Source organism: Klebsiella sp. B345, assembly GCF_051131735.1.
GTDB lineage: Bacteria > Pseudomonadota > Gammaproteobacteria > Enterobacterales > Enterobacteriaceae > Klebsiella.
The window spans coordinates 1044257-1057397 of record NZ_CP180443.1 but is presented as its reverse complement, the minus strand read 5'-3'; the positions used below and the strand labels follow the sequence as shown (position 1 = coordinate 1057397).

The window sequence follows — 13141 nt, the reverse complement described above, 5'->3', positions numbered from 1 at the left end:
CAAATGGCAAAGATTAAAGGTCAGGTTAAGTGGTTCAACGAGTCTAAAGGTTTTGGTTTCATTACTCCGGCTGATGGCAGCAAAGATGTGTTCGTACACTTCTCCGCTATCCAGGGTAATGGCTTCAAAACTCTGGCTGAAGGCCAGAACGTTGAGTTTGAAATTCAGGACGGCCAGAAAGGTCCGGCAGCAGTTAACGTTACTGCTATCTGATTCAAGACCACTCATCTTGTAAGAAAAGCCTCGCCTCTGCGGGGCTTTTTAGTTTTTATTGCAAAACATTTCCATTCCCCCTCCTTTGTCGCGCCTTGTTGCAAAACATCACCGTTATTCGCACTGTTTCGCATCCTGATTTGGTGATTTCCTGTTAAATCAGGTGGTTGCAAAATAAAGCTGGAGCTACGGTGCCAAAGAATAAAAATCAGTCAGCTGCTCATTTCACCCCGGTCCGCTTTGGGTTGTTGTGCGTGGCGATTTTGGGTTGTCTCGGATTTCTGTTGGGCCGCGTGGCCTGGCTGCAAATCATTTCACCAGATAACCTGGTTAAACAGGAAGATATGCGCTCGTTACGGGAAGAACCCATTGACGTGCAACGTGGCACCATCAGCGATCGTGAAAACCGTCCACTGGCGGTCAGCGTCCCGGTCAGTGCCATCTGGGCCGACCCGCAGACGATGATGGAAAAAGGTGGCGTCGGCTATGGTCCACGCTGGCAGGCGATGGCGGAGGCGTTGCATCTTAACCTGGGTGAACTGGCCAAACGTATCGAAGCTCATCCCCATATGCGCTTTATCTATCTGGCTCGCCAGGTCAATCCGGAGCAGGCCGAATGGATCGATAAACTACATCTGCCGGGGATCAACCTGCGCGATGAATCCCGACGGTTTTATCCGGCAGGGCACGTGGCGGCCAACCTGCTGGGATTCACCAATATTGATAACCAAGGCATTGAAGGGGTTGAAAAGAGTTTCAATAGTCAACTGATGGGGAAAGCCGGGCGACGACTGGTCCGTAAAGACCGTCATGGCCACGTGATTGAAAATATCACCGAGGTGCCGGCGGTGCCCGCGCACACGATTCAGTTAAGTATTGATGAGCGCCTGCAAACGGTGACGGAAGATGCGCTGGATAATGCCGTGAAGTGGAATAAGGCAGAGTCTGGTGCCGCAGTGCTGATTAAAATCGACACCGGGGAAATTCTGTCGATGGCCAGCTATCCGGATTTCAACCCTAACAATCGTGATGACGCAAAGCTGGATGACTTCCGCAATCGGGCCATCAGTGACACCTTTGAACCCGGCTCGACGGTTAAACCGCTGGTGGTGATGACGGCGCTCCAGCAGGGGATAGTGCAGCCGGACAGCGTGGTCGATACTCATCCGTTTGTGCTGGATGGTCACCGGATCCGCGATGTCGGTTACTACCCGGAACTGACGTTGACCGGTATCCTGCAGAAGTCCAGCGATACCGGGGTCTCACATCTCTCACTGGCGATGCCGGTTCAACATCTTCTCGATACTTATAAAGCGTTTGGGTTTGGCGAACCGACCGGTCTGGGCCTCACCGGCGAAAGTTCGGGTCTGATGCCGCAGCGTCGCTATTGGGGGCAGCTTGACCGGGCGACCTTTGCGTTTGGCTATGGTTTGATGGTTACGCCGCTCCAACTGGCACACGTCTATGCCACCATCGGTGGTTTTGGCATCGAACGTCCATTGTCGATAACCCGAATCGACCCGCCGGTGATCGGTACCCGGGTGATGCCAGAACCGATCGTGCATGAAGTGGAGCACATGATGGAGAGCGTGGCGCTGCCAGGCGGCGGTGGGACCAAGGCGGCGGTTCGTGATTATCGCATTGCGGTAAAAACCGGGACGGCGAAAAAAATTGGCCCGGACGGTAAATACATCGACAAATATATTGCCTATACGGCAGGGGTTGCCCCCGCCAGCCATCCGCAGTTCGCGCTGGTTGTGGTGATTAACGATCCCAGCAACGGGGCCTACTATGGCGGGGCTGTTTCCGCGCCGGTATTCAGTCAGATCATGGGCGATGTGCTGCGTCTGGAAAATGTCATGCCAGATGGTATGCCGCAGGGGTCTGAGAATCTTATCGTGATGCACAATGGTGATGCCGCGCCACCTGCGTTGTAACAGTGGTCTGAAAGGGCGAATAGCGCTACACTTTCGCCCTTTTAGCGACACCGGAGTTGTTATGTCATACAGTTGCCCGCTTTGCCACGCGCCGCTTGTCCGCCGCGACAACAGTTTTACCTGCCCGCAGCGGCACCAGTTCGATCTGGCGAAAGAGGGGTATGTCAATTTACTGCCGGTGCAGTTCAAACGCTCTCGCGATCCGGGCGATAGCGCCGAGATGATGCAGGCCCGCCGGGCATTTCTCGACGCAGGACACTATCAACCCCTGCGCGATGCTATCTGCGAGTTTCTGCGCACCGAGACGCCTGCTCGTCTGCTGGATATTGGCTGTGGGGAAGGGTACTACACTCACGCCTTTGCATCCGTTGCCGGGCACTGCTGGGGTCTGGATGTCTCTAAATCAGCCATTCGTGCGGCGGCGAAACGCTACCCTCAGGTGGCGTTTTGTGTCGCTTCCAGCCAGCGGCTGCCCTTTGAAGATGCCAGCCTTGATGCGGTGGTGCGGATTTATGCTCCCTGTAATGCACAAGAGCTGGCCCGGGCGATCGTTCCAGGCGGATGGGTGATTACCGCTACGCCGGGGCCTCGCCACCTGATGGAGCTGAAAGGGCTGATTTATGATGAAGTGCGTCTGCATGAGGAAAATCATGAAGCAATGCCCGGCTTTGTTTTACGCCAGCAGCAACAGCTGGCCTATCCGATGCAGCTGAGCGGGCAGGAAGCCGAAGCGTTACTGCAGATGACGCCGTTTGCGTGGCGGGCAAAGCCTGACGTCCGTGAAACGCTGCGTGCGCAGGACATTTTTAGCTGCCAGACGGATTTTATGCTCCACTTCTGGCAGCGCGAGGCCTGAGAATTAGCCGGCGAAGTGGCTCCAGAGAATTTCGCTGCCGATACCAATCAAGACGAGACCACCAAGAATTTCCGCCCGTTTGCCGAGCAGCGGGCCGATAAACCGTCCGACCATAATTCCCAGCGTTGACATGATAAGCGTGGCGCAACCGATGGCGAGGGCGGTGGCGATGATGTTCACCTGCAGGAAAGCCAGGCCCACGCCGACGGCCATAGCATCGAGGCTGGTGGCGAAAGCGGTCATCACCAGCAACCAGAATCCGTGACGCAGAGGGGCCTCACAGGCTTCGCTGTCGCCTGCGCGGAAACCTTCAATCACCATCCTGCCGCCAAGAAAAATCAGCAGCGCAAAGGCGATCCAGTGATTCCACTCGAGGACGAACTGGCTGGCGAGCATTCCCATGCCCCAACCGACGAGTGGGGTAAGGGTTTCGATCGCGCCGAAAATCAGTCCGGTGCGTAAGGCTTCAGAAAATTTAGGTTTGTGTAAGGTGGCGCCTTTCCCGATTGATGCGGCGAAAGCGTCCATAGACATGCCAAAGGCAAGAAGAATCATGGCAGATAGGTTCATACATGCGTCCTGACCGGGGAAAATCCATATGACACATCACTACCCCCAGTAAACATACGCGACCCGGTAAGGAGGGATGGCGTATAGCGGTGATGTGTCTATGGTCTCGCCTGATCGAACTTCTTTTCGACCCGTACGTGCCACGTTTTGCAACGAGTATGTTGACACGTACATTTCCTGACAGGCAGGAAATCGGCTACTCCCCAACGACGGGCGCAACCTTAACATATTTTTAGAATATAAAACAATAACAGGATTTATTTATTTTGATAACCAAATGATAACGATTTTCATTTTGGTTTACAAGTAAATAATTCGTTAATTAATATCGGTGAAGTGCGCGAATGGAATATAGCCGGTGCTATATTCCATTCGCTGAAATTGGTTAAAAATTGATGGGGTATAGCATTGGGTATATTTATAACTTATTGAGTTGAAACGAGAAGTTTGTATATCCTCTCCAGGTCGTCAATGTTTTTGACACGAATAAGCAAACGCCGCTGTTCTAATTGCATCACCAGCACGCCATCTTCCGATAAATTCATTTCTTTGATGCGGCTATATTCAATCCAGATATTGGCGAAGAAAAAACCACTGGCTTTGAAGATGATTTTCGGTGTGCGGATCCAGAACAGGTACAAGCCCATCAACGCCAGTGCAGATAATAACCATGTGGTGATTAACGCGCCGTGGTTGGTGATATTGTTGTAAATCAGAATGGCCACCAGGCCGACGAAGATAATCCCATCGACACGACTGCGGCGGAGCAGGGGGATAGTCAGGAGCTGCGGACCGTTGCGCCGCGGCATAATAAACTGGTCATAAATTGCAAACGCCAGCAGAACAAGAATAAACAGAACCAGCACCAGATCCGTGATTGTCATCCATCCTCCGGTAAAAAAAAACCGGGGGCTAAGCCCCCGGCGCACAACAGGATACTTACAGGCCCAGCAGGCCGATAGCATAACCTACGATACCGATGACGAAGAAGCCAACGATGATCCACAGGGCGTTCACTTTCTTACGCAGCAGCCACATACAGGCGAAGGTCAGCAGCAGCGGAACCAGGCCAGGCATCAGCTGGTCAAGAATCGTCTGCACGGTGGTGACGCGGGTCTGACCATCCTGACCGGTGATTGTCGACACCACCAGCGGGATATTCACGTGCGTCCACTTGTTAACCAAGGCCCCCATGACAAACAGGCCGAGAATTGACGCCCCCTCGGTCAGTTTTTGCAGGAAGCCGCCGCCCATATCTTTAACGATGTCGATACCTTTACGGTAGCCGTATGCTACGCCGTAGTAACGGGTCAGCAGACGTACTGCGTTAAACAGGATGAAGAACAGCAGAGGACCCAGCAGGCTGCCGCTCATCGCGATACCTGCACCCAGTGCGGCGAATACCGGACGAACGGTACCCCAGAAAATCGGGTCGCCGACGCCAGCCAGTGGCCCCATCAGACCAACTTTGATACCGTTAATTGCACCATCGTCGATCTCTGCGCCGTTAGCACGCTGCTCTTCCATCGCCAGCGTTACACCAAGAACCGGCGCTGCGACGTACGGATGGGTGTTAAAGAATTCCAGGTGACGTTTAATCGCCTGTTTACGGGCATCGTTGTTCTCCGGGTACAGACGACGAATTGCCGGTACCATAGCGAAGCAGAAGCCCAATGCCTGCATACGTTCAAAGTTCCATGACCCCTGGAACAGGTTAGAACGAATGAACACGCCACGAATATCACTCTGAGTGAGTTTTTTCTCGGTGGTATTTTTAGTCATATCAACCATTTCGCTCACCTGTTAGTCCAGTTCGTTATCGAGATCGTTATTACCAGCAGCCTGCACTGGCGCACCCGCTACGCGGTTGTATTTCGGGCTCAGCTGGATATAGAGGATAGCCATTACCGTACCGATCACACCCAGAGCAACCAGGTTGAAGTTGGTGAACGCGGCAGTAACGAAGCCCAGGTAGAAGAATGGCATCAGGTAGCCCGCACGCATCATGTTGATGACCATTGCGTAACCGACGACGACGATCATACCGCCCGCGATGTTCAGACCACCGGTGACCACTTCAGGAATCGCATTCAGCAGACCCTGTACTTCGCTGGTGCCGACGGAAATTGCCACGATAACCGCAGGGATGGCGATACGCATTGCCTGCAGGAACAGGGACGACACGTGCAGCCAGGAAATCGCCGTCAGGTTGCCATTTTCGGCAGCCTTATCAGCGGCGTGCTGGAATGCCACGGTAATAGTACGAACAATAATGGTCAGTACCTGGCCTGCTGCTGCCAGCGGGATTGCCAGGGCGATACCGGCGCCAATGCTTTGATGGCCGGCGATAACCAGAACGGTGGAAATAATAGATGCCAGTGCCGCATCAGGTGCAACGGCAGCACCGATGTTCATCCAGCCCAGCGCGATCATTTCCAGCGTACCACCGATGATGATACCGGTTTTCATATCGCCGAGAACGGCGCCGATCAGCGTACAAGCGATCAGAGGACGGTGGAACTGAAACTCATCAAGTACCGACTCCATACCCGCAATACACGCGACGATGAACACCAGCACAATCTGAAGAAGGGTAATCTCCATTGTACTTCTCCTGTTGATTAAGTCTTAAGTTGAAAATTGGGGCGTGACCCGCAAGGTTATTTCGCTACCTTGCTAATCAGGTCCATCATTTTCAGTTTCTGGTCGGTGGAAACTTTACGGACTTCCAGTTCGATACCGCGAGCATTCAGCTTTTTAAATGCTTCAATATCTTTTTCATCGACCGAAACGGCGTTATTCACCTGCGTTTTACCCTGACGGAAAGCCATACCACCGATGTTGACGGTGGTGAGTTTCACGCCGCCTTCAACGATACGTTCTACGTCGGTTGGGTTGGTAAACAGCAGCATGACACGATCGCCTGCGTATTTAGGGTTGTTGTAAACGCGGATCATTTTTGCCACATCAACAACGTGGGCAGTGACGCCCGGAGGAGCAACCTGGGTCAGTAACGTCTTACGAACGTTATCGGCCGCGACTTCATCGCTCACGACAATAATGCGGGTGACGTTGGTCTCTTTGGTCCAGCGAGTCGCGACCTGACCGTGGATCAGTCGGTCATCGATACGTGCCAGTCCGATAACCATATAGTCATCGGGGCCCATTGGTTTTAACGGCGCTGCCGCTTTCGGTGCTGCTGCCTGAACCGGTGCCGGAGCGGCTTTTTCCACGGTTTTCGCTTTCAGCGCTTTCACGCCTTCACGTCCCGTTTCTACTGCCAGCGCCACTAGTTCATCGAAAGAGGGATCGTCGTCACGCGCCATCAGCGTTTCGACCAGCATGGGAATGTTGACGCCGGCAATGACTTCGTACTGTTCTTTATCAACGACAATGCGGCTGGCAGCGTTAAACGGACTGCCTCCCCATGTATCGACAAGGAACAACACGCCTTTCGTCGTATCAAGCTTTGCCAGCTGTGCGTTGTACTTCTCGATCAGCGTTTCTGCGTTTTCACCAGGAACGAAATCAATCCAGCCAACGTTTTCCTGCTCGCCCAACAACATTTCTGCTGTTTTTAGCAGTTGTTCTGCAGCCCAACCATGTGTGCCTATTACAATAGCAATCGTCACTTGCTACCTCCTTTATTATCGTGAATGCATCATCTGTGTTGATACATCCTGAATCACTCTTGCGAACAAAATCGATTCAGTAAGGGTGTAAGATCGAAAATATTGACTACCGTGATTTATTTTAGATAGTGAAAAAATAATTAATGTGATGAAGATCCGTAAATTACTCATCTGCAATTAATAATTTCGCAGCGCAAAAAATAGCCTTAGCTATTGCAAAGACTGGTAAAGTTTTTTCCAAACTCTCTGCATTTTTTGCTATGTTTAGCTTCCGTTTAGTTACTCAGGAGTATAGGGCATAGCCCGCTGTATGGACCCTCATCGACGCCTTTTCACTTTTTGGCATTTTTCTGCCACGACAACCTGCTACGCTTTTTTACCCGCAACCATTATCTCTGTCGTGCGTGACATCACGATGACTTCGTCTGTCGTCAACTGGAGCAACTCATGGAACTCTTGATGGATCCCTCTATCTGGGTCGGCTTGCTGACGCTGGTCGTACTGGAGATCGTGCTCGGTATCGACAACCTGGTTTTTATCGCCATTCTGGCGGATAAGCTGCCACCTAAACAGCGTGATAAAGCGCGTTTAATTGGTTTGTCGCTGGCCTTGTTTATGCGCCTTGGGCTGCTGTCGGTTATTTCATGGATGGTGACTCTCACAAAGCCGCTCTTCAGCGTCGCCGATTTTACCTTTTCCGGACGCGACCTGATCATGCTGGTCGGGGGACTGTTCCTGTTGTTTAAGGCCACCACGGAATTGCATGAGCGGCTGGAGAATCGCCAGCACGATGAAGGCCATGGTAAAGGTTATGCCAGCTTCTGGGTGGTAGTACTGCAAATCGTGGTGCTGGATGCGGTCTTCTCGCTGGATGCGGTCATTACAGCCGTGGGTATGGTGAACCATCTGCCGGTGATGATGGCGGCGGTGGTGATAGCTATGGCGGTGATGCTGTTGGCATCGAAGCCGTTGACCCGCTTCGTTAACCAGCATCCGACGGTTGTCGTGCTGTGCCTGAGCTTCCTGTTGATGATTGGCCTGAGTCTGGTGGCTGAAGGCTTTGGCTTCCATATTCCGAAAGGCTACCTGTACGCCGCGATTGGCTTCTCGATTATTATTGAGTTCTTCAACCAGATTGCGCGTCGTAACTTTATTCGCCACCAATCAATGCTGCCGTTGCGTGCCCGTACGGCGGATGCGATTTTGCGTCTGATGGGTGGACGTAAACAACATGCTGTGAGTCATGATGGTGATAGCCCGGCGCCGGTTCCGGTGCCTGAAGGGGGATTTGCCGAAGAAGAACGCTACATGATCAACGGTGTTCTGACTCTGGCTCAGCGTTCGTTGCGTAGCATCATGACCCCACGTGGTGAAATTAGCTGGGTGGACGTGGAACAAAGCGAAGAAGAAATTCGTCTCAAGTTACTCTCCTCGCCACACAGTCTGTTCCCGGTTTGTCGCGGTGAACTGGATGAAATCATTGGTATCGTCCGGGCGAAAGAGATGCTGGTTGCGCTGGAAGCGGGCGAGGACGTCGCGGCGCTGGCCTCAGCGTCACCGGCGATTGTGGTGCCGGAAACGCTGGACCCGATCAACCTGCTGGGTGTTCTGCGTCGGGCTCGTGGGAGCTTTGTTATCGTGACCAATGAATTTGGCGTGGTACAAGGTCTGGTGACGCCTCTGGATGTCCTGGAGGCGATTGCCGGTGAATTCCCGGATGCGGATGAAACCCCGGAAATCATCACCGATGGCGACGGCTGGTTGATCAAAGGTTCAACGGACCTGCATGCGCTGCAGCAGGCGGTCGGACTGGACGACCTGGTCAATGAAGAGGACGATATTGCGACGGTAGCCGGACTGGTTATTGCCGTGAACGGCCATATACCACGCGTTGGCGATGTGGTGGAGAGGGATCCGCTGCAGTTTACTATCGTTGAAGCAAACAACTATCGTGTCGATCTGGTACGGGTGATTAAAACCCGGCACGAGAACCACGAAGACGAGTAATCTGCGCTCCGCTGTCACGCTGACCGGCCAGTCTCCTCAGGGGGCTGGCCGGTTTTTTATCAGCCCTCATCACGCTCTGACAGCCATTGCGGAAACGCCGCTATTGGCATCGGTCTGGCGTAGTGGAACCCCTGTAAGACATCAACCCCGTGTTGTTGCAGATACAGCGACTGGGCTTCGGTTTCAACGCCCTCAGCCACCGTCAGGATATTCAGGCGGTGCGCCAGAGCAATGATCATGTCGGTCACCGTCGTATTCACGCTATCAATGCCGATGGCGCTGGTGAAGGACTTATCAATTTTCAATACATCCGGACGCAGTTTTTCCAGCCATGACAGTGAGCTATTTCCGGTACCGAAATCGTCAATCGCCAGCATTACCCCTTTAAAATGCAGAAGTTCCGCCATATGGTGGTCCCCCTCCTGCAGCACATCACGTTCGGTCAGCTCCACCACTAACTGTTGCACCGGATGAGCGCTGAACCACAGATGATGCAAATCGCGCATGAGTTCCCCGTTGGCAAAATGGCGGGCGGCGACATTAATTGAAATATGGAAATTATTATCCTCTGGGAACAGCGGTAACTGGCGTGCCGTTTCCCTGAGGACATAGCGGGTGAGAGGCACAATTAAGTTTGCCCCTTCCGCGAGAGGAATGAACACATCGGGTGAGATATTTCCCCGACGCGGGTTATTCCAGCGCAGCAAAATTTCGACGCCGATGCATTTTCCCGACCGCAGATCTTTTAGCGGTTGGCACCACAGTGTAAATTCGCGCGCGGTGATCCCAAGGCTGATCTCCCTGGCAAAACTCATTCTCCCCGCCGTAACCAGCCACATCATGCCACCCAGCATCACACTGAGGATCAGCGCCAGCGGCAGCCCTCCGGGAAGCTCGGCAAGGGCGATAGCCGTGGCGCCGGGACCGCTGACGTTGATGGCGAACGGAAACTGGGTTGACTGCTGGTGGTAAATCATCTTCTCACCAGGCGGCACTTGCTGTTCGGTGATGCCGATGCCATGAATAAAGTTCTGTGCGCCGACGCTCAACCCGATACCGGTAATCAGAGGTGATTTTGCGGCGAGAATTAACTCTCCAGGTAGTTCGATGTTGATGACGATCATCACACCATCGTCGCTGTTGAAGCGGGAGGGATACCATTGCACTAATACTGGCGAGCCGAGCAGCAGCGAGTGGTCTGTTGAAAGCATCAGCAATGGCTGGGGAGAAGGGAGCGCTGACTGCAACTGATGAATGGCAACGTTACGATCGCCAAAGATACTGGAGCAGTACAGCGTCTGCGACTTTACCAGGGCGATGGACCGCACGGTTTGCAGTGTCGCCGCCAGTTTGCGCAGCGGCAGGCGGACATCCTGGCACGGTTTTCCCACCATCTGCAGCAGGGCATGATGGTGCTCTGACAACGGAAACAGCATTTTATCCATGGCAGCCACCATCTGATGGGTGGTGGTCTGGATACGTTGCTGATTTAAACTGCGCTGTGAAATAAATCGGATAACCAGTGTTGTCGTTAACGTCAACAACGCCACAATCAAACAAATGACAACGCGTTTACGGCGGTAAGTCGAAATGACTTTCTGAGCATTGTGCATGCGCGACACCCTGTCGGCTCTGAATGCGGACGAGAATAACAACCGCGAGTGAGCAAGTGTAGTGGGTGTAAATAAATAACATAAAAAATGCGCCCGGTGGGCGCATTTGGATAAAAAATAGTTTAGTCACACTGAACTTTGATGGCCAGGCCGCCGCGAGACGTCTCGCGATACTTGGCGTTCATGTCCTTACCGGTTTCGTACATGGTCTCAATGACTTTATCGAGGGAGACGCGCGGTTCGCTGGTGCGACGCATCGCCATACGTGCGGCGTTGATCGCTTTCACCGAAGCAATGGCGTTACGTTCGATACAGGGAACCTGTACCTGTCCGGCCACCGGGTCGCAGGTGAGACCAAGGTTATGCTCCATACCGATTTCCGCCGCGACGCAAACCTGCTCCGGGCTGGCGCCAAGTAGTTCAGCCAGGCCCGCCGCCGCCATTGAACAGGCGACGCCGACTTCACCCTGACAGCCCACCTCTGCACCGGAAATGGAGGCGTTCATTTTGTATAACGTCCCCACGGCGCCAGAGGCCATAAAGTAACGAATATAGATATCCGGGCTGACCGACTCGATAAAGTGGTCATAGTAGGCCAGCACGGCTGGGACGATGCCGCATGCGCCGTTGGTTGGTGCGGTGACTACGCGTCCGCCGGCGGCGTTCTCTTCGTTAACTGCCAGGGCGAACATATTCACCCAGTCAACGACATTCATCGGGTCATTGGACAGTTTATCGCTGGCTACCAGCAGGCGACGCAGTGCTGATGCCCGACGCGGTACGCGCAGAGGGCCAGGCAATACGCCCTCGGTGTTCATGCCGCGATCGATGCAGGCGCGCATGGTCTGCCAGACGTGAGCAAAATAGTCTTCGATCTCTTTCTTGCTGTGCAGCGCCAGTTCGTTCTGCATCACCATGCCGGAGAGCGACATCCCGGTTTCTTTACAGTAAGCCAGCATCTCTTGTGCCGACTTGAAGGGATAAGGCACGCTTAACTCATCCACGCTGTCTTTGCCGAAATGTTCTTCATCGACGATAAAACCGCCGCCGATGGAGTAATAGGTTTTGCAGTAGATCTCTTTCTCACCGGCCCAGGCATGAATGGTCATGCCGTTTTCGTGCAGCGGCAGGTTGTCGCTACGAAAACGCATGCCGTCATCGTGCGGGAAATCAACTTCGTGCTGACCTTGTGCCAGCAGCAAACGTCCGCGGGTTTCGACATCGCGGATAAATCCAGGTATGGCATCAATATCGACCGTATCGGGCTGATTACCCGCCAGTCCCATAATAATGGCGATATCCGTATGGTGGCCTTTGCCGGTTAATGAAAGCGAGCCGTAGACGTCAACCGCCACCCGGGTCACTTCATTAAGCAATCCTTTTTCGACCAGGTCATCGACGAACTGTTTACCGGCCTTCATCGGCCCTACAGTATGGGAAGATGAGGGACCGATCCCCACCTTGAACATGTCGAATATACTAATCACGATAACACTCCTGACAGGGTTACCGCAGTGGCGGTAACGATGTGAAAACTGCGCATAGTGTAAGAGGGAACCGCACCATCAGCTTAACTATTCACATGAATTAAATTAATGGATAACGGCGAAATTACTAATGATGAGAGCGCAATCTCACTTTAAGTATATACGCTATCTCAGAGGGTGGATTGCACAGGGAAACTGGCTGTCGCGGGCCTGGTGGCCATCGCGTCAGCCGTGAGCAGGAAGGCTAGGGTTTAATGCCGATTTGCAGGGCCAGTTCGCGAATAATACCGGCGGTCATGCCCCAGACAAAATAGTGCTGATACCACGACAGCCAGACACGATGCGAATTCCCGCGGCGGTGGATATCCAGCGGGTGATAGCGGCCTAAGCTTAATGCTTCAGCAAGCGGCATTTCGAACACCGCCGACACTTCATCCTGGCTGGCATGATAGTGCAGGTCAGGCGGAATAATGCCGACCACCGGCGTAACCTGAAAACCGGTGACGCTATCGACCGGCGGCAGAACGCCGATAATCTCCACCCGATCGGGAGGAATAGCGACCTCTTCCTGCGCCTCCCGTAGCGCGGCGGCAATCAGGGTGGCATCGGTGTTATCGACGGCTCCGCCGGGGAAGGCAACCTGGCCCGGGTGCTTGCGCAAGCGCGGCGATCGCTGCGTCAACAGCAGGCCGGGCTGCGGTCGACGAACGATGGGCACCAGCACCGCCGCCTGGCGCTGATTCAGCGCGCTGCGCGAGGGTTGCGGGCGCAGTAATTGAAAGCGAGAAAGAAAGTCGTCCAGCGCAAGGGCGTCATCCGCCATGGT

Annotated in this window: 12 protein-coding genes; 4 read left to right on the top strand and 8 right to left on the bottom strand. The window is 53.6% G+C overall.

Annotated features, from left to right (window positions below):
• The first annotated feature begins 3 nt into the window (after nucleotides 1–3).
• The 3 genes from cspE (at nucleotide 4) to rlmA (ending at nucleotide 3006) form a co-directional block, all read left to right on the top strand.
• Nucleotides 4–213 (top strand): transcription antiterminator/RNA stability regulator CspE, encoded by a 210-nt coding sequence (gene cspE / locus ACMYSO_RS04935; RefSeq protein WP_001062678.1) that lies wholly within the window; start codon nucleotides 4–6, stop codon nucleotides 211–213.
• 191 nt (nucleotides 214–404) lie between these two features.
• On the top strand, nucleotides 405–2150 hold the full coding sequence (ftsI, locus tag ACMYSO_RS04930) for a peptidoglycan glycosyltransferase FtsI (protein WP_434669556.1): 1746 nt from the start codon (nucleotides 405–407) through the stop codon (nucleotides 2148–2150).
• Between the two features lie 61 nt (nucleotides 2151–2211).
• Nucleotides 2212–3006 (top strand): 23S rRNA (guanine(745)-N(1))-methyltransferase, encoded by a 795-nt coding sequence (rlmA, locus tag ACMYSO_RS04925; RefSeq protein WP_434669554.1) that lies wholly within the window; start codon nucleotides 2212–2214, stop codon nucleotides 3004–3006.
• Nucleotides 3007–3009: 3 nt separating this feature from the next.
• Here rlmA and mntP read toward each other — a convergent pair whose 3' ends face one another.
• The 5 genes from mntP to manX all read right to left on the bottom strand — a co-directional run bounded on the left by mntP (nucleotide 3010) and on the right by manX (nucleotide 7208).
• Nucleotides 3010–3576: a manganese efflux pump MntP gene (mntP, locus tag ACMYSO_RS04920; protein WP_434669553.1), complete on the bottom strand. Its 567-nt coding sequence runs from the start codon at nucleotides 3574–3576 to the stop codon at nucleotides 3010–3012.
• Between the two features lie 425 nt (nucleotides 3577–4001).
• Nucleotides 4002–4460 (bottom strand): DUF986 family protein, encoded by a 459-nt coding sequence (locus ACMYSO_RS04915; RefSeq protein ID WP_434669552.1) that lies wholly within the window; start codon nucleotides 4458–4460, stop codon nucleotides 4002–4004.
• 55 nt (nucleotides 4461–4515) lie between these two features.
• Nucleotides 4516–5367, bottom strand: a complete 852-nt coding sequence (locus ACMYSO_RS04910; protein ID WP_123754868.1) for a PTS mannose transporter subunit IID — start codon at nucleotides 5365–5367, stop codon at nucleotides 4516–4518.
• 12 nt (nucleotides 5368–5379) lie between these two features.
• A complete protein-coding gene (gene manY, locus ACMYSO_RS04905; RefSeq protein ID WP_434584155.1) occupies nucleotides 5380–6180 on the bottom strand; it encodes a PTS mannose transporter subunit IIC in 801 nt (266 codons plus the stop codon).
• 56 nt (nucleotides 6181–6236) lie between these two features.
• Nucleotides 6237–7208, bottom strand: coding sequence for a PTS mannose transporter subunit IIAB (gene manX / locus ACMYSO_RS04900; RefSeq protein ID WP_434669551.1), 972 nt, complete (start codon nucleotides 7206–7208; stop codon nucleotides 6237–6239).
• Between the two features lie 447 nt (nucleotides 7209–7655).
• On the opposite strand from manX, the gene yoaE reads away from it, so the two are divergent.
• Nucleotides 7656–9215: a CNNM family cation transport protein YoaE gene (yoaE, locus tag ACMYSO_RS04895; RefSeq protein WP_434669550.1), complete on the top strand. Its 1560-nt coding sequence runs from the start codon at nucleotides 7656–7658 to the stop codon at nucleotides 9213–9215.
• A 59-nt stretch (nucleotides 9216–9274) separates the two neighbouring features.
• Here yoaE and ACMYSO_RS04890 read toward each other — a convergent pair whose 3' ends face one another.
• The 3 genes from ACMYSO_RS04890 to ACMYSO_RS04880 form a co-directional block, all read right to left on the bottom strand.
• Nucleotides 9275–10828: an EAL domain-containing protein gene (locus tag ACMYSO_RS04890; protein ID WP_434669549.1), complete on the bottom strand. Its 1554-nt coding sequence runs from the start codon at nucleotides 10826–10828 to the stop codon at nucleotides 9275–9277.
• A gap of 122 nt (nucleotides 10829–10950) precedes the next feature.
• Nucleotides 10951–12315 carry an L-serine ammonia-lyase gene (sdaA, locus tag ACMYSO_RS04885; RefSeq protein ID WP_123754863.1) on the bottom strand — a complete coding sequence of 455 codons (1365 nt, stop codon included), beginning with the start codon at nucleotides 12313–12315 and terminating at the stop codon, nucleotides 10951–10953.
• A 244-nt stretch (nucleotides 12316–12559) separates the two neighbouring features.
• On the bottom strand, nucleotides 12560–13138 hold the full coding sequence (locus ACMYSO_RS04880) for a CoA pyrophosphatase (protein ID WP_434584161.1): 579 nt from the start codon (nucleotides 13136–13138) through the stop codon (nucleotides 12560–12562).
• Between the last annotated feature and the right edge of the window lie 3 nt (nucleotides 13139–13141).